The sequence below is a fragment of the Streptomyces sp. NPDC059909 genome (assembly GCF_042730885.1).
Classification (GTDB): Bacteria; Actinomycetota; Actinomycetes; order Streptomycetales; family Streptomycetaceae; genus Streptomyces.
Map to the genome: position 1 here is coordinate 1 of NZ_JBHWKX010000085.1, position 23,124 is coordinate 23,124.

Annotated in this window: 21 protein-coding genes and 5 pseudogenes; 7 read left to right on the forward strand and 19 right to left on the reverse strand. The window is 68.2% G+C overall.

What is annotated here, in order from left to right; all coding sequences use genetic code 11:
• Positions 1–356 precede the first annotated feature (356 nt).
• The 4 genes and pseudogenes from ACFV9O_RS34370 to ACFV9O_RS34385 all read right to left on the reverse strand — a co-directional run.
• Positions 357–653: a hypothetical protein gene (locus tag ACFV9O_RS34370; protein WP_385425191.1), complete on the reverse strand. Its 297-nt coding sequence runs from the start codon at positions 651–653 to the stop codon at positions 357–359.
• 79 nt (positions 654–732) lie between these two features.
• A complete protein-coding gene (locus ACFV9O_RS34375) occupies positions 733–2,085 on the reverse strand; it encodes an endonuclease domain-containing protein (protein WP_385425194.1) in 1,353 nt (450 codons plus the stop codon).
• 329 nt (positions 2,086–2,414) lie between these two features.
• Positions 2,415–2,909 carry a DUF6233 domain-containing protein gene (locus ACFV9O_RS34380; RefSeq protein WP_385425197.1) on the reverse strand — a complete coding sequence of 165 codons (495 nt, stop codon included), beginning with the start codon at positions 2,907–2,909 and terminating at the stop codon, positions 2,415–2,417.
• Between the two features lie 34 nt (positions 2,910–2,943).
• Positions 2,944–3,351 (reverse strand): annotated as a pseudogene (locus tag ACFV9O_RS34385) (transposase); the annotation flags it as partial.
• A 782-nt stretch (positions 3,352–4,133) separates the two neighbouring features.
• Here ACFV9O_RS34385 and ACFV9O_RS34390 point away from each other — a divergent pair.
• Positions 4,134–6,623, forward strand: coding sequence for a SpoIIE family protein phosphatase (locus ACFV9O_RS34390; protein ID WP_385425200.1), 2,490 nt, complete (start codon positions 4,134–4,136; stop codon positions 6,621–6,623).
• A 63-nt stretch (positions 6,624–6,686) separates the two neighbouring features.
• Here the strand turns inward: ACFV9O_RS34390 and ACFV9O_RS34395 are convergent.
• The 9 genes and pseudogenes from ACFV9O_RS34395 to ACFV9O_RS34435 all read right to left on the reverse strand — a co-directional run.
• A pseudogene (locus tag ACFV9O_RS34395) lies at positions 6,687–6,935 on the reverse strand (IS200/IS605 family accessory protein TnpB-related protein); the annotation flags it as partial.
• Between the two features lie 149 nt (positions 6,936–7,084).
• Entirely contained in the window at positions 7,085–8,125 is a 1,041-nt protein-coding gene (locus tag ACFV9O_RS34400) for a maleylacetate reductase (protein WP_385425244.1), read from the reverse strand.
• 59 nt (positions 8,126–8,184) lie between these two features.
• Positions 8,185–9,060 (reverse strand): dioxygenase, encoded by an 876-nt coding sequence (locus tag ACFV9O_RS34405; protein ID WP_385425202.1) that lies wholly within the window; start codon positions 9,058–9,060, stop codon positions 8,185–8,187.
• Between the two features lie 70 nt (positions 9,061–9,130).
• Positions 9,131–9,335, reverse strand: a pseudogene (locus ACFV9O_RS34410) (3-oxoadipyl-CoA thiolase); the annotation flags it as partial.
• Positions 9,332–9,976, reverse strand: a complete 645-nt coding sequence (locus ACFV9O_RS34415; RefSeq protein WP_385425205.1) for a CoA transferase subunit B — start codon at positions 9,974–9,976, stop codon at positions 9,332–9,334. The gene ACFV9O_RS34415 and the pseudogene ACFV9O_RS34410, both read right to left, overlap by 4 nt.
• A gap of 2 nt (positions 9,977–9,978) precedes the next feature.
• Positions 9,979–10,734, reverse strand: coding sequence for a CoA transferase subunit A (locus ACFV9O_RS34420; RefSeq protein ID WP_385425247.1), 756 nt, complete (start codon positions 10,732–10,734; stop codon positions 9,979–9,981).
• 208 nt (positions 10,735–10,942) lie between these two features.
• Entirely contained in the window at positions 10,943–12,541 is a 1,599-nt protein-coding gene (locus ACFV9O_RS34425; RefSeq protein WP_385425208.1) for a 4-hydroxyphenylacetate 3-hydroxylase family protein, read from the reverse strand.
• A complete protein-coding gene (locus tag ACFV9O_RS34430; RefSeq protein ID WP_385425211.1) occupies positions 12,538–12,963 on the reverse strand; it encodes an ester cyclase in 426 nt (141 codons plus the stop codon). The genes ACFV9O_RS34425 and ACFV9O_RS34430 overlap by 4 nt, the downstream gene beginning before the upstream one ends.
• Positions 12,960–13,568, reverse strand: coding sequence for a flavin reductase family protein (locus ACFV9O_RS34435; RefSeq protein WP_385425214.1), 609 nt, complete (start codon positions 13,566–13,568; stop codon positions 12,960–12,962). Before ACFV9O_RS34435 ends, ACFV9O_RS34430 begins: the two co-directional genes overlap by 4 nt.
• Before the next feature lie 69 nt (positions 13,569–13,637).
• On the opposite strand from ACFV9O_RS34435, the gene ACFV9O_RS34440 reads away from it, so the two are divergent.
• Together ACFV9O_RS34440 and ACFV9O_RS34445 are read left to right on the forward strand one after the other, a co-directional pair.
• Positions 13,638–14,675: a LysR family transcriptional regulator gene (locus ACFV9O_RS34440; protein WP_385425217.1), complete on the forward strand. Its 1,038-nt coding sequence runs from the start codon at positions 13,638–13,640 to the stop codon at positions 14,673–14,675.
• 129 nt (positions 14,676–14,804) lie between these two features.
• Positions 14,805–15,215: pseudogene (locus ACFV9O_RS34445) on the forward strand (transposase); the annotation flags it as partial.
• A 136-nt stretch (positions 15,216–15,351) separates the two neighbouring features.
• Here the strand turns inward: ACFV9O_RS34445 and ACFV9O_RS34450 are convergent.
• The 4 genes from ACFV9O_RS34450 to ACFV9O_RS34465 all read right to left on the reverse strand — a co-directional run bounded on the left by ACFV9O_RS34450 (position 15,352) and on the right by ACFV9O_RS34465 (position 18,752).
• Complete coding sequence (locus ACFV9O_RS34450) at positions 15,352–16,548, reverse strand: MFS transporter (RefSeq protein ID WP_385425220.1); 1,197 nt, start codon at positions 16,546–16,548, stop codon at positions 15,352–15,354.
• Between the two features lie 104 nt (positions 16,549–16,652).
• Complete coding sequence (locus ACFV9O_RS34455; RefSeq protein ID WP_385425222.1) at positions 16,653–17,081, reverse strand: Rrf2 family transcriptional regulator; 429 nt, start codon at positions 17,079–17,081, stop codon at positions 16,653–16,655.
• A 333-nt stretch (positions 17,082–17,414) separates the two neighbouring features.
• Positions 17,415–18,212, reverse strand: a complete 798-nt coding sequence (locus tag ACFV9O_RS34460) for an SDR family NAD(P)-dependent oxidoreductase (RefSeq protein WP_385425224.1) — start codon at positions 18,210–18,212, stop codon at positions 17,415–17,417.
• Between the two features lie 267 nt (positions 18,213–18,479).
• Positions 18,480–18,752 carry a DUF5990 family protein gene (locus tag ACFV9O_RS34465; protein WP_385425226.1) on the reverse strand — a complete coding sequence of 91 codons (273 nt, stop codon included), beginning with the start codon at positions 18,750–18,752 and terminating at the stop codon, positions 18,480–18,482.
• A 159-nt stretch (positions 18,753–18,911) separates the two neighbouring features.
• Here ACFV9O_RS34465 and ACFV9O_RS34470 point away from each other — a divergent pair, with 159 nt between their 5' ends.
• Together ACFV9O_RS34470 and ACFV9O_RS34475 are read left to right on the forward strand one after the other, a co-directional pair.
• The gene (locus ACFV9O_RS34470) at positions 18,912–19,082 is read left to right on the forward strand and encodes a hypothetical protein (RefSeq protein ID WP_385425229.1); all 171 of its coding nucleotides are present in this window, start codon (positions 18,912–18,914) and stop codon (positions 19,080–19,082) included.
• Positions 19,079–19,909 carry an alpha/beta fold hydrolase gene (locus ACFV9O_RS34475; RefSeq protein ID WP_385425232.1) on the forward strand — a complete coding sequence of 277 codons (831 nt, stop codon included), beginning with the start codon at positions 19,079–19,081 and terminating at the stop codon, positions 19,907–19,909. Before ACFV9O_RS34470 ends, ACFV9O_RS34475 begins: the two co-directional genes overlap by 4 nt.
• 231 nt (positions 19,910–20,140) lie before the next feature.
• On the opposite strand, the gene ACFV9O_RS34480 is transcribed toward ACFV9O_RS34475, so the two are convergent.
• The gene (locus ACFV9O_RS34480; RefSeq protein ID WP_385425235.1) at positions 20,141–20,890 is read right to left on the reverse strand and encodes a hypothetical protein; all 750 of its coding nucleotides are present in this window, start codon (positions 20,888–20,890) and stop codon (positions 20,141–20,143) included.
• Positions 20,891–20,987: 97 nt separating this feature from the next.
• On the opposite strand from ACFV9O_RS34480, the gene ACFV9O_RS34485 reads away from it, so the two are divergent.
• Both ACFV9O_RS34485 and ACFV9O_RS34490 read left to right on the forward strand, forming a co-directional pair.
• A complete protein-coding gene (locus ACFV9O_RS34485) occupies positions 20,988–21,113 on the forward strand; it encodes a hypothetical protein (protein WP_385425237.1) in 126 nt (41 codons plus the stop codon).
• Positions 21,114–21,189: 76 nt separating this feature from the next.
• Positions 21,190–22,578 (forward strand): DNA/RNA non-specific endonuclease, encoded by a 1,389-nt coding sequence (locus ACFV9O_RS34490; protein WP_385425240.1) that lies wholly within the window; start codon positions 21,190–21,192, stop codon positions 22,576–22,578.
• Between the two features lie 458 nt (positions 22,579–23,036).
• Here ACFV9O_RS34490 and ACFV9O_RS34495 read toward each other — a convergent pair.
• Positions 23,037–23,124 (reverse strand): annotated as a pseudogene (locus ACFV9O_RS34495) (IS200/IS605 family transposase); the annotation flags it as partial.

The following is a 23,124-nucleotide window of genomic DNA, read 5'->3' on the forward strand; positions in this document are numbered from 1 at the left end:
GAGAACCGACCAGTCCAACAGCCCCTTCAGCACCACACCACCGCAGAGAAGAAAGTAGGTGATAGGCGGGCACTAGGGATGAAAACGACCTCTGACATCACTTCAGAGGAACCGCTCCCACCCGCGATGAACCGGCTGAGGAAATGCCATGCCACCAGCGTGAGACTGATCATGCTGACCGCCCCGTGAGACAGATGGCATCCACCCAGGTCAGCGCACGGTCCCTATGCCACGAATCGCGAGATCCTACAATGGCGGTCAGCAGGTGGTGGCGCGCGGAACAGCTCGGGCTAGTGCTCTGACCGGGAAGGGAAGCGGATGACGCTGTACCGGGGAGTTTCCGACGATGGCGCAGCTCAGAGCGTATCGCCGGAGTAGTGGAAGCGGCACACGACGCCGGGCCCCTGCGCACGGGGTTCGCCGGGGCGCGGGTCGTACAGGGCGCGGCCGCCGGGCCACCGCGACAGCTCGGTGGACAGGGCCACGCCGTCGTCGACTTCCGCGGTCCGCCACCCGTGGATGTCCAGCAGCAGGCCGTCCAGCGGCCCGCCGACCAGTTCGGCGTAGGTCCGGTGCGGTAGCGGGCCGGGGTTGGGGTCGTCGTGGTCGCGGCCATAGACCCGGCCGTTCAGCAGCTGCTCATCGCCGTTCATCCGATCAAGCCTTCCAGCTGCCACCGACAACGCGGGGCTTGCCCAGGGGCACCTTCGGCTTGCCTGTGCTCACGGCTGCTCAGAACAGCGCCAGGCCCTCACCGTTGGTGTCCGCGATGACTGGCCGGAACCGGGTGGGGAGGCCGTCCAGGCGGTCGGGGCCGGCCGCGGCGGCCACGGCAGGGGCGGTCTCGGCCAGCCAGATACGGAACCGCTCGGCGGCTTCGCGGTAGGGGACCTGTGCCAGGACACGGTGCTCGCCCAAGGGGCAGAAGTCGACGGCGACAGTGAGCAGACAGGAATTGGGCGCGCTGTGACTGCCCGTCCAGGACACGCGCAGCACACCGCAGGGTTTGCGCCCGCGGGAGCTGTGGGAGTCGCGGTGGGTCGGGCGCAGTGATCGGCAGGCTGTGTGGGCGGTCCAGGCGGCGAGGTGTGGCAGCGGCAGGGTGGTGCGGGCGCGGCAGCCGGGGCAGCGGTGCCAGTGGCGGAGCCAGTCGGCGGTGTGGGTGTGGAAGAGGGGTGTGTAGTGGTTGGCCACGCGGATGTCGTTGCCGTACAGGTGGTCGGGGCGTTCTTGTGTGTTGCAGGAATGGCAGACGGGGGCGCGGACGTAGCCGTGTTCGTGGCAGTGGTCGAGTACGGTGGCGGGTGCGGTGCGGCAGACGGCGCACGTCCACCCCGCCACCTTGCGGGAAATGCCCGGTTTCCTGCTGAGCGCCGAGTACAGGTGGCCTTGCAGTTCCCCGTTGTAGGGGCGCAGTGGGCCGGTCGGGCAGTCGGGCCCTGTCGTCTGCCGGCCGTCGGAGGCTTGGGCCTGCCCGTGACGCAAGGGCGGCTCGGTAACGGCTGCGTTCTCCTGGCGAGTCCCCGTGGCTTGCAGCCACCGCGTCTCGGCGTGCTCGGCCACATCCAGCAGCCTGACCACGGCGCGCGGCAGCCACCATGTCCGCGCCGTGTGGTCGCGGGTTTGTACCACGAGTATCCGCCGCCAGTCGATCCCCGCCAGATGGAACGGCCGGCCGCCTCCACGTCGTGCTGCCCACTCGGGATCGCCCAGCTCCTGCAGTTCCCCGGTGATGCGCCGGCGCCACCGCAGCGGCGTTCCCTCCGTGTGCTCCTGCTTCGGCGCGCCACGGAACGGACCGATCCGGACCAGGTCCTGGCCATCCATCTCAACAGCACTCAGTTCCGCCGCCGCCCGGCGCACCTCAATCTCCGGAACACCCCATGGGCCGCCGCTTGCCTGCACCGTCGCCACCACACGGCCGCCGAGCAGAACGTACCCCGCCCGGGCATCGGCAGGAGAACAGGTCAACGCCGCAGAAACCGTCGGCACAGCGCTATCGGACGTCAACTCGGCCCACAAAACGTCCGCGGCGCCCAAAGCGATCAGACCGCCCCTACGGCCCGGGATGACATCCTCTGACATACCAACAGGCTAACGGCCCCGCCGAGCACAGCAGTTCCTGGCCGCGTTCACCAGAGCCTCACCCCACTTCCGGCCGTGAACCGGGCCACGCCACCCAAGCCGAGGTGAACCGCAACTCCGGATCATCCACAAGGTTCCCCATCACCGTCAGCGGAAGCTCATTTTCGGAGCCGGCCCAGACCGGAAGTCGGTACCGATTCAGAGCGAGAGCATCGCGCTGCTGTGGCCTGGCAGGTTCCTGTGCGGGCCACAGCCATGGTCTCGCGTGTAGGGCGTACTGCCTGCCCCGGACCCAGCACAGACAAAGGGGCCCACGATGCTGGGGCGCCTCAGGGAGGCGAAGCCTCCCCGGCAGCCAAGGATCCGGCAGCGTCGCATTCTTTGCACGCTGCCGCGCGGGGCCGGCCAAGCGCAGCGAGGGCTTGTTCCCGGTCCAGCCGATGGCCGCCGGGTACGCACCCGATGACGTGCACGAGCGTCGCACCGGGGTGGCCGGGACGATGCGGCAACTGCTGGACCGTCCAAGCCGGCTGCAGCTTCCCGGGCCGTCCGCCGTACGCGGTCGGCGTCGAACGATGGGTGGGCACCTGCTCGTACGAGACACCGGGAACAGGGCGGGCCTGCTCAGAAGTCACCCAGGCTCGATGCTCAGCCGGTTCCGCATCCCCGCTCGCGCCGTCGCGCCACACCAGGACACCGACCTGGTACTGCCAACCACTGCGCACCCGCCGACGGGCATGAAGCCCCGCCCGGACCTCCTGCCCGTCCGGCAGCACGACAACAATCGGCGGCGGCCCGGGAGGCTTCTCATCTTCCTGGCTCACAGGCGGTTCACCGCTTCCTCCCCGGGGGTGTCACGGTGATGTTCGAGATCGTCTGCTTGGACGTCGCGACCCCGTAGACCTCGGCGAGATGGGCAGCGATCTCGCCGTGCGTGAGGCCCTTGGCGGACAGCGACAACACCATCTCGTCCACCCCGGTCAGCCGGCGCTGCCGCTTCTTGACGATCTGCGGCTCGAACGTGCTGGCGGTGTCGCGCGGCACCCGCACCTCGACCGGGCCGACATCAGTCAGCACGGTCTTCGCCCGGGTGCCGTTGCGGCTGTTGCCGCTGTTCTTCCCGGCCGCGTCGTGCTTGTCGTAGCCAACGTGGTCGGTGATCTCGCCCTCCAGGGCGGACTCCAGCACCCGCTTGGTCAGCTGCTGCAACAACCCGCCCTCGCCGGTCAGCTGCAGCCCCTCGGTACGGGCCCGGTCCACGAGCATCGCGATCAACTGCTCGTCGCTCGTCCCGTTCGCCGGCGGCTCGGTGGCCTGCTCGACGGACTCGCTGGACTCAACGGCGGTCTGGGTCATCTGGCGTCTCTCTCTTGATCATCAGATCCGCCGTTAGTTTTACAGTCCCGGTCGAGGAAGACGGCAGCATCGCCGAACATTTCGGCGCACCGAGGCAGGGAAGTCGACGCCGACCACCGAGATTCCCACGGAACAGGGGACGTTGCCCACGATGGGCGGCCGGGCTGGCATCTCGCACAAGGAGTGGGGACGTGTTGGACACGGCGTTCACGAACCCCATGTGCAGCGCTCGAGCCGGCACCGGCCGGGCGCGGCGGGCACCTGGTGCTCGCCGTCGGCTCCGGCCCCGACGGAGTCGTGCTGCACAACCCGTCCGGCCTGCCCGGACGGTCCCAGGAGTTCCACACCGTGCCATGGGAGGACCTGGCCTGGTTCTACGCCGGACGCGGCGTCGTCCTGGCCCCGCTGCGCAAGGAGCCTCGTGATCCCCCTGCCCCTCGCTGGCATCGCCCAGGTCAACCGCGGTCGCCTGCACAGCATCCCCGACGACAACGCCCGGGTCACGGGCTCGATCTCGTTCGAGGGACGTCGCCGAAGGCGGCCTGTTCGCGTGCCTCAAGGGCCGCATCCTCGACGGCCACGACTTCGCAGCCCAGGCCGCAGCCGACGGCCATGTCCTGCGATCTGTGATCGGTGCGTCTCGCTGGGTTGCCGCCTTGGGCTGGTGGGCCTGACCTGCGCAGACTGGAAGTATGCGCGGGATGACCGTCGGCGAGAGGGCGGAGCGTGAGGATCTCCTCGCTGCAGCCGTCGTCGAAGCCGTCGAAGGAACCGGCGCGTACGCGGGGAGCGTCTTTCTGCGCTCCCGCGACCGCCGGTCGATCGTGCTCGCCGCGACGTGCGGGACGCCGCCCTCCCTGCTCGGTGGCTGGCGCCTCATCCCGGTGAACAGTCCCATCCCGGTCGCCGTGGCGTACAGCTTTGGGCGCACGGTCCACCTGGCTGACGCCCAGGAGACGATGCGCCGGTATCCCCAGCTCGCGGTGGCCCTGCCGTACGCCTTCGGCTCCTGCTCCGTGCCGGTGGGCGCAGGCCGGGAGATCTTCGGATCGCTGGCGATCGTCTGGGCGGCCCCGACCGGCAGCGAAGGACTGTCCAAAGCCCGGCGCCGCCAAGTGCGGAACATCGCCGGCCGGCTCGGTAACTCCCTCGCCGCTCTGCGTGCCCGTACCGGCGATCCTGTGGAATGCGACCCGGTGACGATTCCCGTCGAGATCCCGGCCCCTTCGGCGACGGCTGTGCGGGGCGGCCTGTTCGACTGGGACCTCGACCTGGGCGCCTTCACCGTGGACGACGAGCTCTGCGCGATCTTCGGTCTCGACCCTCGCGCTTTCGACGGACGAGCCGAAACGCTTGCTTCTTGCCTGCACCCCGGCGATCGTGCTGCCTTCTGGGCCTGCGCCCGGGAGGCAGCCGGCGAGGGCCGGATCACCGCGCGGCGCCTGCGCATTCGGGACCGCGTAGGGGATCGCAGCAGCGGCGGCGAGAGGTACCGCACGGTCGAGTGGTGGGGCCGCGTCCTGGAGGTCGGCGACGTGCCGACGCGTACGCACCTGGTCGGTGCGGTCGTGGATGCCTGGGCTGGCAGTGCGGCCGTCGCAGCGGTCGAACGGCTGCGGGACGGGCTGTTCTCCCTCGCCCCCGACGGGCGGGTCACCTACGCCAACCACAGCGCCCTGCAGCTGCTGGGCCTTCCCGGCGACGAGTTGCTGGGCCGGTTCTTGTGGGACGTGCTGCCGTGGCTGTCCGACCCCGACATCGAGTATCGGCACCGGTCCGCGATGATCTCGCAGACGCCGTCCTCCTTCCTGGCCCGCCGGCCGCCCGACCAGTGGCTCGCCGTCTCCCTTCACCCGCAAGCGGACGGGGTGACCGGCCGAGTGGCCCCCGTAACCCGCCCGCCGCCGGCCGTGGCAGCCACCGTCTCCCCGGCCGCTGGATCCGCCACCCCGCCGGCGCGTCTGGGCGTCATGTACCACGTTCTGCAGCTCGGCAGCGCGCTGACCGAGGCGGTCACCGCCCGCGAAGTCTGCGAAGTCGTCGCCGACCAGCTTCTGCCGGCCTTCGGAGGCCAGCAGCTGGCGATCTACGTGGTCCGCAACGCAACCATGCAGCTGCTCTTCCACACCGGCCACCACGAAGACTTCCTCGACTGGCTGCAGGACGTGCCACTGCACGCCCGCATGCCCGGCACCGAGGCCCTGACCTCTGGCACCCCGCTCTTCATCGAGTCGCAGCAAGACCTCGACCGTGGCTACCCGGGTATCCCCACGGGCGAGGTGAGTTCCTGGGCGTATCTGCCGCTGATCGCCTCCAGCCGCCCGGTCGGCACCTGCGTCCTCGGCTTCGACGACATCCATCGGTTCACGCAGAAGGACCGCGGCGTCCTCACCGCACTCGCCGGGCTGATCGCCCAGGCCCTGGAGCGAGCACGGCTCTACGACGCGGAGTTCGCCGTCGCGCGCGGCCTGCAGCAGGCGCTCCTGCCGCACCGGCTGCCGGCCGTCCCGGGCATCCGCACCGTCGCCCGCTATCTGCCCGGCACCAGCGGAATGGACATCGGTGGCGACTGGTACGACGTCATCCCCACCACCCGTGGGGTCTCTCTCGTCATCGGAGACGTGCAGGGGCACAGCATCGCCGCCGCGGCCACCATGGCTCAACTGCGCAGCGCGGTGCGAGCCTTCACAGCCGTGGACCATACGCCCGGCGATGTGATGGCGGGCGTCAACCGGACCCTCCTCGACCTCGGCCCCGGGCTGCTGGCCAGCTGCTGCTCCATCCACCTCGAACCCCGCAGCCACTACGCCTGCGCCGTCACCGCCGGCCACCCTCCACCCCTGCTCCGCCGCCCCGACGGCACGACCGATGTCCTTGACCTCGACGTCGGCCCACTCCTGGGTGTGGAGTGCGCAAGCGCCTATCCCCCGACCCAGATCGCTCTCCCACCGGGGTCCGTCATCGCCCTCTATACCGACGGCCTGGTCGAGGAACCCGGAGCCGACATCGATGTGGGGATCGACCGCCTGCGGACAACCCTGGCCCACGCTCGCGCGGACTCACTGGATGAACTCGCCGACCGGCTCCTACACAATGCCCGCGGCTCCTCCTACCGGGCCGACGACATCGCCCTGCTGCTCACCGAGTACGGTTCCGGGCCACGGCACCGAGACGACACCTGAGGACGACCACCCTGCGCCGACCGCCACGACGACTCCCTGGCGCGGTCCCGACGACGACCGTTCCTAAAGACTGAGCGGAAGTGAGTCCTGTTGCCAGAACTCATGCTCAGCCGAACGCCCCGAACGGTGTTGGGCGTTCTGGTCCCCCGCGTTCACTCCGCGTCCAGCGCGCACGGATCGTGTCCGTGGTCCGGGAATGCGGGGGCGGGTTCCCTCACGCCCGGCAACGCCCGGTCGAGCCTGGGCGGTCCGATGCCCCGCACGATCGCTCTGGTCGTGCGGGGGCGGTGCCGTCCGTCGCCGGATCGGGTGTCAGCTCATGCACGTACGACACTTCGGGAAACCTCAAATTGCCTCGGGGTCTTGGTGCTGGGAACGCGGCCTCGGGGTGGGGTGGCCTTGGACGCCACAGGTCGAAGGCTCGTCATCGTCAACCATGCGAGGCCCTGCCATCGCCACCGTCAGGCACCTGATTCGGCTGGTGGCCGGCCGCTGAGCGCGGCCATGAGGATGTGGCGGACGCCTTCGGGAGTAACGGGACGGGGGTTGGCGTACGGATCGCGCGTGGCAAGCTCTACGGCCAGGTCCAGGTCAGTCTCCCGCAGGCCCAGTTCACCCAACGATCGCGGAGCTCCCAACGCCGTGCCGAGTGCGTGGAGTTCGCGTGCCGGCGAGTTGGTGTCGAGTGCTCGTCCAAGCGCGGCTGCCATGGCTGGGGCGGCCGGTGCGTTGAAGGCGAGCACGTGCGGGAGCACGACCGTGTGCGCATCGGCGTGAGGTAGGCCGAAGGCACCGCCAAGAATGTGGCAGAGCTTGTGGTGGAGTGACATCGTGGTGGCACCCAGGCACGCTCCGCACAGCCACGCTCCGTAGAGCATGGCGGTGCGACCCTCCTCATCGGTGGGTTCGGCTGCGACCCGTGGAAGGCCCTGGACCATCGCCCGGGCTCCTTCTTCGGCCATCAGCGAGATGACGGGCGAGGCGTTCGGTGCGTAGAGGGCTTCGACGGCGTGGGCGATGGCGTTCATGCCGCTGGTGACCGACAGGGTGGGGGGCAGTTGCAGGGTGAGTTCGGGGTCGTAGATCACGCTGCGGGGCAGCACCCGAGCATCCCTGCCTGTGCGCTTTTCTCCGTTCTCGGTCAGCCCCCACACCGACGTCATCTCTGAACCCGCATAGGTCGTGGGAACGGCGATGATCGGTAGGCCGGACTCCAGCGCGATCGCCTTACCCAAGCCGATGGTGGAACCCCCACCGACGGCCACACACCCGTCGGCTCCAACTCGGGAGGCGACCTCGCGCGCCCGCTGAGCAACGTCGACGGGCACGTGCATCCGGGCACCCGCATGGATTCCAGCCGTCCTGTCGCCCAGTGTCTTTGCGATCATCCGGGCACTGTCCTGCTGCTCGGGTGTGCAGAGCACGAGCACTCGTTTCAGCCCGAGAACATCCATCTCCTCCCGCAGAAACGAGATGCTGCCAACACCGAATCTCACGCGCATCGGCAGCGCCTGGTAGGTGAATTGCAATTTCGCGTCCACGGCACCCTGCTTCCTCACGGTCACGCCCCGGATGCGGATTCCAGCACGATGTCCACCTGTGCGTGGGCGAACGGGTTCGTTACCTCGAACTCGCGTGCCCGCTGCGGATCATCGGTGTGTGCAAAGTCTGTGATCAGCGTCTCTTTCACACCGAACACCGCGTCGGATTCGATGTACGGGCTGCCCTTGACGAAGACATGCGTGGTCACCGGAGTATGGCCCGCGGCGCCGGCGATGAAGTGAATGTGCGCGGGCCTGTTGGGGTGCCGACCGGTGCGGTCGAGCATGCGCCCGACCGGGCCGTCGGTCGGAATCGGGTAGTAGCTCGGAACGACCGTGCGGAACCAGAAGGCTCCCTGCTCATCGGTGGTGAACAACCCCCGCCCATTCCCGAGCGGCTGCACGCCGGGTTGCTGGACGTCGTAGAAGCCCTCTTCGTTGGCCTGCCAGACGTCGACAAGCGCGCCCGGCAGCGGTGAGCCGTCCTGCGAGAGGACGCGTCCGGCCACCACACACGGCTTGCCCCCGCCGATCAGGTCGATGGTGTCCCCCAGTTTGCGAGGTGGGGATTCGACAACGTGGAAGGGGCCGAGCACGGTCGCCGGGGTCGCCGCGGGCGAATTGCGGTCGTTGATGGCTTCCACCAGCATCGAGACGCCGAGGACATCGGAGAGCAGGATGAACTCCTGACGAATGTCATCACACATCTGGCCGGTCGCGGTCAAAAAGTCGATCGCCTGCTGCCACTCGGAGGTGCTCGGCCGTACGTCCCGCACGAAGGCGTGAAGGTGCCGGGTAAGGGAGGTCACGACCTCTCGCAGGCGTGGGTCCGGGGTCGCGTGGAAGCTTTCGATCACCGCATCGGTGGCGGTTTCCTCGGTGAAATCGGTTGCCATGAGCTCTCCTCAGTCAAAGTCATAGCCGTCAGGGTCGGTGTTGCGGGAGATCCGATCAGCCGAACACGCCGCCGACGTTGCGGTCCTCCTCCCCCGCCCCGTTGGCGTTGCCGGAGTAGATCACCTCGATCCGGGGGACGAGTCCAACTCGGGCGTATGCGCCAGGAGTCAGCGGATACCGTGGGCGGTGAGATCGACCGGGCGGACACTTGCGGGCCGCCGTTGCAGCGGACGATCGGGGTGCGTGCGGCGTCGACGATGCAGACGGTCTTCACCGCAGGTCGTCCGCGACGGTGAGAGTGGCGTCGGTCTTGGCGGTGATCTCGTCGACGGTCACGCCGGGTGCGGTCTCGACGAGGACCAGACCGTCGTCGGTGACGTCGAGCACGCCCAGGTCGGAGATGATGCGGTCGACGCATCCCTTGCCGGTCAGCGGCAGCCCGCACTCCTTTAGGATCTTCGGCGAGCCGTCCTTCGCGGTGTGCGTCATCACCACGATGACCGTGCGGGCGCCATGGACGAGGTCCATCGCCCCGCCGATCCCTGTGATCATCTTGCCGGGGATCGCCCAGTTGGCCAGGTCACCGTGTTCGGAGACCTGCATGGCGCCCAGCACGGCGACATCGATGTGCCCACCGCGGATCATGCTGAAGGACAGCGCGGAGTCGAAGAAGGAGGCGCCCGGCAGGACCGTCACGGTTTCCTTCCCGGCGTTGATCAGGTCGGGGTCCACCTGCTCCTCGGTGGGGTAGGGGCCGGTGCCCAGGATGCCGTTCTCCGACTCCAGCACCACCTCCACCCCCGCCGGCAGATAGTTGGGGATCAAGGTCGGCAGCCCGATGCCCAGATTGACGTACTGGCCGTCCTTCAACTCGCGCGCCGCGCGGGCCGCCATTTCTTCACGCGTCCACGCCATGGTCAGCGAACCGTCCTCTTCTCGATCTTCTTGTCCGCCGCCTGTTCAGGAGTGAGGGCGACGACCCGCTGCACGAAGATCCCCGGCAGATGCACCGCGTCCGGATCCAGCTCACCGGGCTCGACCAGCTCCTCCACCTCCGCGACCGTGACCCCGCCCGCCATCGCCGCCAGCGGGTTGAAGTTCCGGGAGGACCTGCTGAACACCAGATTCCCGTGCCGGTCGCCCCTCGCTGCCCGCACCAGCGCGAAGTCGGTCCGGATACCGCGCTCCAGCACGTACTCGGTGCCGTCGAACTCCCGCACCTCCTTCGGCGGCGAGGCCAGCACCACCCCGCCGGAGCCGTCGTAGCGCCAGGGCAGCCCGCCCTCGGCGACCTGCGTGCCCACCCCGGCCGGGGTGTAGAAAGCCGGAATGCCCGCCCCGCCGGCCCGCAGTCGCTCGGCCAGCGTGCCCTGCGGAATCATCTCCACCTCCAGCTCCCCGGCCAGATACTGCCGCGCGAACTCCTTGTTCGCCCCGATGTAGGACCCGGTCACCCGTGCGATCCGCCCCGCTGCCAGCAGCACCGCCAGACCCGACTCCATCGCCCCGCAGTTGTTGGAGACCACCGACAGGCCCGACACGCCCCGCTCGTACAGCGCCTTGATCAGCACGTTCGGCACACCGCTCAGCCCGAAACCACCCACCGCCAGCGACGCACCGTCCGGCACATCGGCCACCGCCTCCCCGGCCGTGGCGACCACCTTGTCCCTCATGCCGCCGGCCGGCCGACGGGCAGCCTCGCCTGCGGCCAGGTCGGACGTGTGCTGGGCCGCGGCGGTTTTTCCGGCCACGTCGGTTGCCGTGAGGTCTGTTGCCATGAGCTCCCCTGCAGCAAGGTCGAGAACATTCTGGATGGTGCTGGGGCGTCCGGCCCGGGGCTCGGATACCCCGGGCCGGAGCGGTCGGTCAGGCACGGCGTTCTTACAGCCGACCGGTCTCTTGCTTCCTCTGGTTGCCGATGTAGCCCTCGTGGACGTCCTGGCCGCGGGCGTAGTCGGGCTGGAAGCGGACGCTGGCGTAGTGCGAAGCCTTCTCCGCCTCCTGCGCCCGCTTGCCCAGTTCCGCGGTGTCGCCGAAGTCGAGTACGTCGCGGGCCAGTTGGGTGAGCGGTCCGTCGACCTGGTACTCGGTGCGCTGCAAGGTGAGCATGTTGATCAGGTACAGCGGTGTGCCGTTGAACTTCTCGAACATCTCGTGACGCGTGCCCCACTCGGTGAGGAAACGCTCGCTGATCTGCCGGAAGATCTTGATCCGGTCCCGGGCACTGATCTCGGAACCGCGCAGCGCCTGCTCGAGCTTGGGGCCGATGTACGGGTCGTCCAGCTCGCGCTTGGTCGGCTGGATGACCACACTGCGGCCGCAGAAGTCGATCAGCTTGTTGACCATGTCGTGCTGGTTCTCGAGGTAGTGGGCCCGGCCGAAGTCGATGTAGATGTTGTTCGGCTTGAACAATCCACCCGGGGTCTCGAAACCGGTCTCCTCGGCCGCAAGCATGAACGCGCGACAGGTCTCGCGGAACCGGATGAGTTCGGCGAGCTGTGCCTGTACCACCGGCTGGCGGCTGGTACCCAGGGCCTGAGTGATCAGCAGCGCGAGACCGACCATGAGTTCGGCGTGTATGCACTGCCGGATCTGGGTTTCCAGGTGCACCCAGTCGAACTGCCGCTGCGGGTACCACTTGGAGTGGTCGGGGTTGCCGATGTGCTGGACCTGCGACCAGGGGATCAGTACGTCGTCGAAGTAGACCATCCCGTCGAGCTCGTCACCGATGGTGGCCAGCGGACGGTCGTAGGGGTCGGCGTCGGGCTGGGCCCGCGATTCCCGGGCGACCACGCTCACGCCCGGGGTGGCCACCGGCACCATCGCGTAAATGGTCTGTTCGGGCGTCTGGCCCGGCCGCCACAGGTTGCCGACCAGGAGGTTGTTGACGAAGGGGATCGAGGTGCCGATGGCCTTCCAGCCACGGACGACGATGCCCTCGTCGTTCTCCTCGATGATGCTCAGCATGGGGGTTTCGGCCAGCGCGTCGTCGCGGCCGCGGTCGTACTGCACGTCGACGAACATGGGCGAGATCGCGAGGTCCTTCGAGGTGACCTCTTCCCACTGGCGCTGGATGTTGCCCGTCAGGTCGCGGCGGGGGCCGGTGAAGCGGGAGTTCTCGGCCCACGGCTCCTGGTCGTCGACCTGGGTGAACATGACGACGTTCATTCCGGCCGGCGGACGGGTGAAGATGCCGCCCTTGAAGTGCCGGAACAGGAACTCGGCGTACTTGCGGCGGCGGACGGCGTCCTCCTTCGACCGCGGCAGGAACCAGTGCATCGACTCGCGCTTGCCGTTCTCGTCGATGAAGGTGGTGATGTCCTGGTGCTCGGGGTCCAGGTGCAAGTCGTAGTACTCCGCGATCGCCTGGGCGTATCCGCGGGTCTTGGGGTGTGTGGTGACGTCTTCGATGAGCTCGCCGCCAACGTAGACCTTGCGACCATCGCGCAGCGACTCCAGGTATTCCTTGCCGGTCCTCATGCTGTCTCTCCTGTGGTGGTGGTGGTGTTCATTTGACGGTGGAAGGTGGCGGCGTCCCAGTAGTCCGCGCTGCCACGGATCAGCTCTCCCCCCAGGAGCAACACGTGCACGCCGCGCAGTGACAGACGCTGGCCGCGGGCGGCGAGGGGGCCCATCGGCGCCTGCAGCGTGGCAGTGAGCAGATAGGTGATCGCAACCGGTCCGTTCGGATCGGTGATCTGGGTCTGCGGTTGCCAGTGGGCGTCGGGAAACCACTGGAAGAAGCGACGCAGTCCGTCGGCGATGGCCTCCGGTCCCTGCCGGGAGCTGCCCTGTGCGATCTCCTCGTGCGTGGCCCCGGCGTCATACAGTCGCGCGGCGGCGAGCGGGTCGTGGTGGTTGTAGGCCTCGTACAGGCGGGCCGGCAGACCGGTCAGTTTCATGCCACGGCCTCTGTCATCGTCAGCAACTCCTCGATGTCCACGCTGCGTTGGTAGCGCCCCTGCCCGTACAGCAGTGGACGGCGGGAGTCGGGCGCCAGGACGGCCCGCACCTGGCCCATGACGACCAAGTGGCTGCCCACGGTCCGTGTCTCGGTCACCTCGCAGTCGAAGGTCACCAGCGAATTGCGCAGTACCGGCGACGTCACTTCGGCCGGCAGCTGGCTACTTGCGACGACGTGGTCATCGACGTATTTCACTGCCCCGGCACGTGAGCACAGCTGTGACACGGGGAGTTGGTCCTGGCTGAGCAGATTGACCCCGAATCTGCTCTCGCGGTGGATGTCCGCAGCGGTGACAGTGCGAGCGTTGACACACACCAGCACCATCGGCGGCTCCATGCACACCGGACTGAACGCACTGACGGTCATGCCCCAGGCGCGACCGTCATGACGTGTGGTCACCACGGTCACGCTGCCGACCACACGGCCCATCGCCGCCCGGAACGTATCGGGATCCGCCTTCGTCTCCAACGCCCACTGCGCGGCGTCGGCCCCCACGTCGTCATCCCCGAGCAGGTCGCCGAGGGTATTTCCTGATTCGATCACCGGATCTCTCCAAACCAGCGGCGGCACAAGTGCTGCCGCTCAGGAGGGGAAACTGCCGCAGTTTCGACCGTGAAGGCCGTACCGCTCGATCGGGACGCTATGATCCGGCAATATATCCGTCAAATTGATATATTGGATTCGTGGTATTTCTACCATGCATACATGGGGTGGTCAGGGATTATGAACCTGCGGAACGTGGATCTGAATCTGCTCGTGGCGCTGGATGCCTTGCTGGCCGAGCGCAACGTCAGCCGCGCGGGCCGACGACTCGGCCTCAGTCAGCCCGCGACCAGCTCGTCACTCGCCCGCCTCAGGAAGATGTTCGGGGACCCGCTCCTGGTGCGGCGGGGCAGGGAATTCACCCTCACCGCCGAGGCGGAGCGGCTGGTGCAACCCGTACGGGAGATCCTCGACCTGATCGAGCGGACCATCGAGCAGCGTCCCGAATTCGACCCGAGCACGGACATGCGCACCTTCTCCATCAGTGCGTCCGACTACGCGACGTTGGTATTGCTGAGCCCCTTCGTCCGGGCGGCGGCCGCCGAAGCCCCAGGCGTGACGATTCACGTCCTCCCCAGATCGAGAGATCCACGGCAACTGCTGCACACCGACGAGGCCGATCTCGTCATCGAACCAAGGGAGCTCCTCGGCGACACCGACTTCCCGTCGTATCCACTGTTCAGCGACCAATGGCTGTGCGCGGTCGACGCCGCCAATCCGGTCGGCTCGGCGCAGCAGATAACGCTGGACGAATACCTGCGTCTCCCGCACCTCGTGTACAGCATCGGACCGGACCGGCAACTCAACCTCGCCGACCAGCACCTCGCCCAGCTCGGCACCCAACGTCGGATCGAGTTCACTGTGGAGAGTTTTCTCCTCGTGCCCTTCCTGATCCGAGGAACATCTCTGGCCAGCCTCGTCCTCGAGCGGGCGGCTCGCCAGCTTGCCGCCGCGGCAACCGACATCCGGCTCCTGCCACCGCCACTCCCCCTGCCCGACATCCACGAGACGATGTACTGGCATCCCCGTCACACGACCGACCCGGCACACCTCTGGCTTCGCGAACGCTTGCTCGCCTCCGCGAGCGACCTGGCGGCGGGATTGTAAAACTAACGGCGGATCTGATGATCAAGAGAGAGACGCCAGATGACCCAGACCGCCGTTGAGTCCAGCGAGTCCGTCGAGCAGGCCACCGAGCCGCCGGCGAACGGGACGAGCGACGAGCAGTTGATCGCGATGCTGGTCGACCGTGCCCGGTCCGACGGGCTGCAGTTGACCGGGGAGGGCGGACTGCTGCAGCAGCTGACGAAGCGGGTGCTGGAGTCCGCCCTGGAGGGCGAGATCACCGATCACGTCGGCTACGACAAGCACGACGCAATGGGCAGGAACAGCGGCAACAGCCGTAATGGCACCCGTTCGAAGACCGTGCTGACCGACGTCGGTCCGGTCGAGGTGAAGGTTCCCCGCGACACCGCCGGCACCTTCGAGCCGCAGATCGTCCGCAAGCGGCAGCGGCGCCTGACCGGGGTCGACGAGATGGTGCTCTCGCTTTCCGCGAAGGGCCTCACACACGGGGAGATATCGGCTCACCTGGCCGAGGTGTACGGCGCGAACGTGTCCAAGCAGACCATCACCACGATCACCGACAGCGATAGTGATACCCGGGTCCCCGGTGGTCGTGGCTCGATCGCTGACTGACGTCCTGCTGGACTGTCTTCGCCTTGGTCTGTCCGGCCGCCGGGGCCATTTCCCGAGGCCCCGGCCGGGTGGATCCAGGTGTGGGTCAGCTGGCCGGCACTGGCTCTGCGTGCGGCGTGGGTACGTGGTGTGCCTTGTGGCGGCGGATGACGATGTGTGCCGCCTCCGCTGCGATCAGGGAGAGCACGATGAACCCGGTGCCGATGGGGCCGAGCCAGTGGGCGCCGGACCAGGCCATTCCGGCCTGTCCGAGCAGCGGGGCGAGGGAGACGCCGACGTATACGGTGGCGGAGTTCAGCCCGCTGAGCATGGGGGCGGCGGAGGGCATGGCGCCGATCAGACGGTGGGTCTGCGGGGTGAGGAATCCCCAGCCGCACAGGCCCCAGACGACCAGGGCCACGACGGCGGTGACCAGGTGCGCGCTGGACCAGGGCAGCAGGGCGAAGTCCAGTGCGAGCACCACGAGGGCGACGTTGATGATCCGCCGGGAGCCGAGGCGGTCGACCAGGTTGCCCGAGCCGAGTGTTCCGATGGTGGCCGCCACGCCCCAGACGAACAGCAGGATGGCGAGGGTGGTGCCACTGCCGCCGGTGGCGCGGTCCAGGCCCTCGGCGATGTAGGAGTAGACGATGTACAGGCCGGTGAACAGCAGGAGGGTGGTCAGCAGGGTCAGGCCGATGCGGCGGTCGCCGAGCGGGGCGAGTCGGGCGCGCAGCGGGACCTGCGGCGGGTTGGGGATCTTGGGCAGCAGCAGGGCGATTCCGGCGGCGGCGAGCAGGCCGAGGGCGGAGACGAAGAGCATGGTGGCACGCCAGTCGCCGGTGAGGCTGCCGATCGCCGTGCCGAGGGGAGCGCCGAGCGCGGTCGCGGCGCTGAGACCGGCCATCACGGTGGAGATGGCGCGTCCCCGGCGCTCCGGTGGTGCGAGCGCGGCCGCCGCGGCGACGGCGGTGGGAGTGACCATGGCGCCGCCGAGCCCGGCGAGTGCCCGCGCGAAGAGGGCCACGCCGAAGTTGGGGACGAGGGCGGTGAGGAGGTTGCCCACGACGAAGATGCCGAGGCCGGTGAGGAAGAGCGTGCGGCGTGGCCAGCGCGTGGTGGCCGCTGCCATGACGGGGCCGAGGATGGCGTAGGGGAAGGCGTAGGCGGTGATCAGCCATCCCGCGGTGCCGATGTCGACGCCGAGGGAGTGTGCCGCGTTGGGCAGGATGCCGGCGATGACGAAGCTGTCGGTGCCGATGGCGAACATTGCGGCGGTCAGTACGAGGAGTGATCGGTACACGTCGGAGGGGTCTCCCAGGCGATGTAACACATTCGGTTACATTTGAGGTTGAAGAAAGGCCGCCATGCGGGTCGGCCGGGGTGGACTGCGGCTCGCTCGAGGGGTCAGGCGATTGTCTCTTTGAGCACGTCGGCGACGGTGACGGTGGCCAGTTCGGCTGTCATCGACTCGTGCGCGCGGCCGTACGCCTTCTGCAGCACGGGCGGAATGCCCCGCCCGACGGGGCACTCCTGGTTGGGGGGCGCGGCGTGCAGCGCGATGAGAGGCTCCGGTTCGACGGCCAGGTAGACATCCCGCAGCGTGATCGAGTCCGGGGTGCGCGCCAGCCTCCAGCCCGCACCCTGCCCGCGCTGTGAGACGACCAGGCCCGCGTCGCGCAGGCTGCCGAGGATGCGGCGGATGACGACGGGGTTGGTGTTGACGCTGACGGCGATCTGGTCGGAGGTCACGATGCCGTCGGAACGCTGGGGGCAGACCATCGCCATCCAGGTCAAGGCATGCGTGGCCACGGTCACGCGGCTGTTGGCACTCATCGAACCTCCTTCCGTTCGGAGCGGCCGAAACCCCTCCTGTCGAAACCAATTTTGTTACATCACGAGGTGCGAGTCAAGCTCCGCGAGTCGGATCGGTCGGCGACGCGCTGGACGGCGCGCCGGTGAAGTCCGCGATCATCCTGCGAATCCGGAGCCGATCACATAGCGGCGGACGCCGAAGTCGCGCGCCGGGGTCGAGTCGGCCACCACCAACCGGGTCGACCGGCAGAGCCCGACAGCGATGCGGCCACGGCGGCCGGGAGCCCAGGCGAGGGGTCGCGGAAGACGAACACGGTGCCGGGCCCGGCGTGCGACCGGGCCCGGCCTGCCTGGTCAGCGGCTGTAGCGAGCGGCGGGCCGGGACAGCGACAGGTTGGAGCGCATGGCCTGGCGGGCCTGGTCATAGGACTCCCACTGGCCATAATCAGGCAGCGAGGGGATGGTGACCAGTTCGCCCGCCTCGAGTCCGGCGAGTCCGGCCCGGGCGGCATCCTGCGGGGACATCACCACCTCCTTCGAGAGCTGCTCGAGCTCGATGCCCGAACCGTTCCAGAGCGCGGTCTCCAGCGCCCCCGGCAGCACGACCTGTACCCGCACCGCGGAGTCGGCGAACTCCTGGGCCAGCCCCTGAGTGAAGGCCAGCACATAGGCCTTGGTGCCGCTGTACGCGGCGCCCACCGGGAGGATGTTGAGCGCGAGCGCAGAGGAGATGTTGACGATCGTGCCCGCGCCGCGGCCGGCGAATGCCTTCGCCGCGGCGGCCGCGATGCGGGTGAACGAGGTCAGATTGAGCGTGATCAGCCTCTCCAGCCGGTCCGGGTCGGCCTTCGAGAGCGGGCCGAGCAGCGCCATGCCGGCGTTGTTGACCAGCGTGCCGATCGACGCGTCGTCGGCCAGGCGCTCCTCGACCGAACCGATCCCCTCGGCGGTCGTCAGGTCCGCGCTCAGGGTGGAGACCTTCCGTCCCGACCGCTCCGCCAGCCCCGCGGCGGCCTTCTCCAGCCTTGCCTCGTCTCGCGCGACCAGGATGATGTCGTGTCCCCGTGCGGCCAGTTCCTCGGCATAGGCCGCACCCAGGCCCGCGGTCGCGCCGGTGATCAGTGCAGTGCCGGTGGTGGTGGTGGTGGACATGGCTGGACCTCTCCTCGTACTCAGCGCGGGGTCGCACCGTTGAGATGGCCGCGCACTCTGTTGTAACCGATTATGTTACGTCATGGATGCGTGTCAAGCTCCGGACTCGACGGCCGGCAACAGCTCCGAACCATCGATGCACAGGGCAATCTCAACGTGCATCGACAGACGTCGAATCAGTCCGTTACGGGCTGCCGCACGGGCACAGATCCGGGAGGAACCGATCGTGGACACCCAGCGGGATCTGCGTGAGCAGGTGCGGGCCAGCTACTCGGCAGCGGCCCGGAAGGTCGTCGAGGGCGGCGCAGACTGTTGCTCGGGCAGCGAGGTCGAGGTCGAGGTCGACGCCTCGTTCGGCGCCGGCTGTACGCGGCGGGGGCCGCGCAGGTCCCAGCCCGCTTCGGTCCGCGTAGCGGTGGCCTCCAACTCCCAGGTAGCCGACGGGGCGTCACCATGGTGCAGTTCGAGGAGCTCCACACGGCGGTCTCGGCGCTGGACCCCGACATGGATGCTGCGGTAGCCCGGCCTGATCGAAAGCAACGTCTGCTGCACCCGGCCCCGAACCGAGTCCGGACGTCAACGACCACATGTTCTCTTCCGACAACCGCTCGGCCATCGGCTGGATCACCTGTAGATCGCACCATGGCAGGCCGGCGTAGCCGACATGCGGTTCTAGACGCGCTGAGTTCTACTACCCCCATGGGCACTGGCCCAACCCCGCTGCCGTACAACGCCAACTCCGGCGGGGCGCGCAAGCGCGTCGACGGGCTGGCCGCGCGCGCCACCGGGCGGACGGCCGCGTCGTCGCATCCTCCGCTGGACCGTCCGATCCGGCCGGTCCACTCGACCAGACGTAGGGACGAGCAATGAGCACGGTGACCACCCCTGACGGCACGAACATCTTCTACAAGGACTGGGGCCCCCGCGACGGCAAGCCCATCGTCTTCCACCACGGCTGGCCGCTGAGCGCCGACGACTGGGACAACCAGATGCTGTGGTTCCTGTCCAAGGGCTACCGCGTCATCGCCCACGACCGCCGGGGCCACGGCCGTTCGAGCCAGACCGCCACCGGCCACGACATGGACACCTACGTCGCCGACGTCGTCGCCCTGACCGACGCCCTTGACCTGAAGGACGCGGTGCACATCGGCCACTCCACCGGTGGCGGCGAGGTCGCGCACTACGTAGCGCAGGCCAAGCCGGGCCGTGTCTCCAAGGCCGTCCTCGTCTCGGCCGTCCCCCCGGTCATGGTCAAGAAGGAGAGCAACCCCGAGGGCCTGCCCATCGAGGTGTTCGACGGTTTCCGCGCCGCGCTGGCCGCCAACCGCGCCCAGTTCTACATCGACGTCCCGTCCGGGCCGTTCTACAACTTCGACCAGCCCGGCGTCGAGAAATCGCAGGGTCTGATCGACCGCTGGTGGCTGCAGGGCATGATGGGCGCCGCCAACGCGCAGTACGAGTGCATCAAGGCCTTCTCGGAGACCGACTTCACCGAGGATCTGAAGAAGATCGAGGTCCCAGTGCTGGTCATGCACGGCACGGACGACCGGGTCGTGCCGTACGCGGACTCCGGCCCGAAGTCCGCCGAGCTGCTCAAGAGCGGCCGTCTCAAGAGCTACGACGGCTACCCGCACGGCATGCTGTCGACGCACCCAGACGTCCTCAACCCCGACATCCTCGCCTTCATCGAGGAGTGACCGGAGCGCGGCCACGGCCCCGGACGCGGAGGGCCCGGCCACGAGGCGGCCCGCACGATGCCGTCGCCGACGCGCGGCTCCTGATTGCGAAGCTCGAACAGATGGCTGATCTTCCCCGACCAGAAGCAAGGGTCAGAGCCGCACCCGACGCCCCGGCCCACCGCGGGCGCGAACAGCCGACCCGTCACCCACCCGGGTGGAGACCGCTGTTCGCCTCCAGCGCGCCGAACGCTACCGGCGCGGCCCGAACAAGCGACGCCGCCGCGACGGCTGCTCAGGGAAGGCGACCTCGAAGTGGAAACCGTCGTCGCCGACCGCGCGCCGCAACGTCCGCAACACCGCATCGGGATCGTCGTAGGGGCCGTTGACGAACAAGGGCTTGCCGTCCCGGCCGAAGCCGATCGGGCTGGGGCGCGCAGGTTCGCCGAGCAGCACGGCGCCCTCCGCGAACTCCTCAGCAAGCTCCCCCTCTGGTTCGAACCCGAAGCCGCGCGCGTAGGCGGCGGCCCCGAACACCAGAGCGCGGGCGAGGTCGGCCGGAACCTGCACATGCCCCTCGAAGGCGCTGAAGTAGAGCCCCCGGTGCCCGGCCAGCCGACTCTCGCTCATCGGCTCCGGTGCGAGCGCGTTCTTCACCCCAAGACACCACACGTCCAGCAGGAACCCCGCGACCTGCGCCTTCGTGGAGCGCGTGCTGTCCGCGGCGACGAGTACCGCGACCAGACCGCGCACTGCCTCTGCCTCGGAAGCCCCGGGATCAAGGCCCGCCCACTGCGGCGCCCCCTCAAGATCCACACTGCGGCTCCAGCCGGCGTTCACCCAGCAACGAGGCTCGCCGCGACCCGGCCCTGAGACCGCGACCGCGCCATTCAGCACCCCGACAACGTCTCCAGCGCTCATCCCCATCGCCCTGGCGATCGCCTTCACCGACCGACCCTGCTGATCAAGCAGCCGCACCCGCGCAACAAGCAACTCATCCACAGCCGCACCCTACGGCCAACGCCAAGCACCCAGGCGCCGAACGCCAGCAGTCACACCCACCCAAGCGACCCTGCGAAAACCGCGAAAGTCGAGGTTCATGGTGGCCAAGAAGAAGTCCGCGACGTCCAAGGCCGTCTCCGAGCAGGACAAACGTGTCGCCTCACTGAGGCAGTTCATCCGGACCAAGGGCCCGAGCTACCTCGCCGATCCGAACGTGAGTTGAGGTTTCGGCCGGCACCATCGGCTGCATCGTCTTCGACAGGAACGACGCAACCCCCTACGTCCTGAGTAACTGGCACGTGCTGCACGGCCCGGACGGCGTCCTGGGCGAGACGGTCGTGCAGCCCGGCCCGCACGACGACAACCGCATCACCCTCAACCGCCTCGGCATCCTAAAGCGCTCCCACCTCGGTATGGCAGGGGACTGCGCGGTGGCGACGATCGAGGACCGCCGGTTCAGCAGGGAGATCCTCGAACTCGGCGTCGCGCCGGAGGACCTGGGCGAGCCGGAACTCGGCGACAAGGTCGTCAAAAGCGGCCGCACCACGGGTGTCACGCACGGCGTGGTCCGGCGCATCGACACCCTCGCCAAGATCGACTACGGCGAGGGCATCGGTGAGCAGATCATCGGCTGCTTCGAGATCGGCATCGACCCGGACAACCCGCCCGCCGACGACGAGGTAAGCCGGGGCGGCGACTCGGGATCGGTCTGGCTGTTCAAGGCGGGCAACGGCCGCCCCAGCAAGGTCCTGGCCGGTCTTCACTTCGGCGGTGAGGGCGGCGACAACCCGGACGAGCACGCGCTGGCCTGCCTGCCGCGCTCGGTCTTCGAGAAGCTCGAGATCAGCCTCACGCCCCCGTCCGTTGAAGAAGCCGAGCTCATCAAGGGATACGACCCCGGCTTCCTGGCAAAGCGGATCGACGTCCCGCAGCTCAACGCAGCCATCAAGGATGACGCCGTCCAGCACGGCGGCTCCGAGGTCATCCCCTACACACACTTCTCGCTTGCCCTGAGCGCGTCACGGTGCTTCGCGTTCTGGGTGGCCTGGAACATCGACGGCGCCTCACTCAAGCGACTCAGCCGCAACGGCATCAAGTTCGTCAAAGACCCACGCATCGACGACGACGTCCAGATCGGCAACGAACTCTATGAGGCCAACCGGCTCGACCGCGGGCACATCGCCCGCCGCGCCGACCTGCTCTGGGGCAGTCCGGCCGAGGCCAAGAAAGCCAACCTGGACTCGTTCTTCTACACCAACATCACTCCGCAGATGGACGACTTCAACCAGAGCAGCAAGGGCGGACTGTGGGGCCAACTCGAGGACGCCGTCTTCGCCGACGTCGAAGTCGACGACCTGAAAGTGAGCGCGTTCGGCGGGCCGGTCTTCCAGGACGACGACCGCCTCTTCCGCGACGTCCAGATCCCCCGCGAGTACTGGAAAGTCATCGCATTCTCCGAGAACGGTGAACTCAAGGCCAAAGCCTTCCTACTCACGCAAAATCTCAACCAGCTCGAAGCCCTCGAACTCGACGAGTTCCGCGTCTTCCAGGTCAACCTGAACGAGATCGAAGAACGCGGCCGCCTCCGCTTCCCCGCCGCCCTGCGCAAGGCAGACACACTCGTCGTGCCCGAAACACTGACCGAGCGGGAACCACTGGACAGCCTCGCTGACATTCAGTGGCACTAGACCCCGAACCATGACCGTGAGCAGCACACGGTCCGGGCATGCGCGGCAGGCAGCCGCCCGCGGACGCCGCCCTGTTGGAGACCCGCCGCGCGGGTCTCCAACCCCAGGTCATCGGCGAAGAGGAAGCATCAGTGGCCACGCACTCCGGATGTGCGCCATGGTGGCTGCCGCTCGTGGCAGCCCTCCTTGGAAGTCTCCTCTCCGGAGTGTCGGCCTTCGTCGTCGCCTGGGCCGCATTGCGCTCCGCATCGTCGGCACACGCACCGGCGGCGGGCGGGGAGACTGGCAGCGGTTGAGCTGTTTGAAGCAGCGCCGCCGCAGATGCTGGACACCGAGCCGCTCAAGGACTGGGTGCACTGACGGCCACGCGTCCTTCGTCCGCGCTACCGGGACTAATCGCAGTGCATCGGGCTTCAGCCCGGTGGTGAAGCGATTCTGAGAAGTGCTCTGACCGCACCTTAGAGCGGACGGTTCTGCTGCTCGATGTACTGACGGACTATCGACAGCGGAGCCCCGCCCACCGATCCCGCGAAGTAGGAGCCGGAC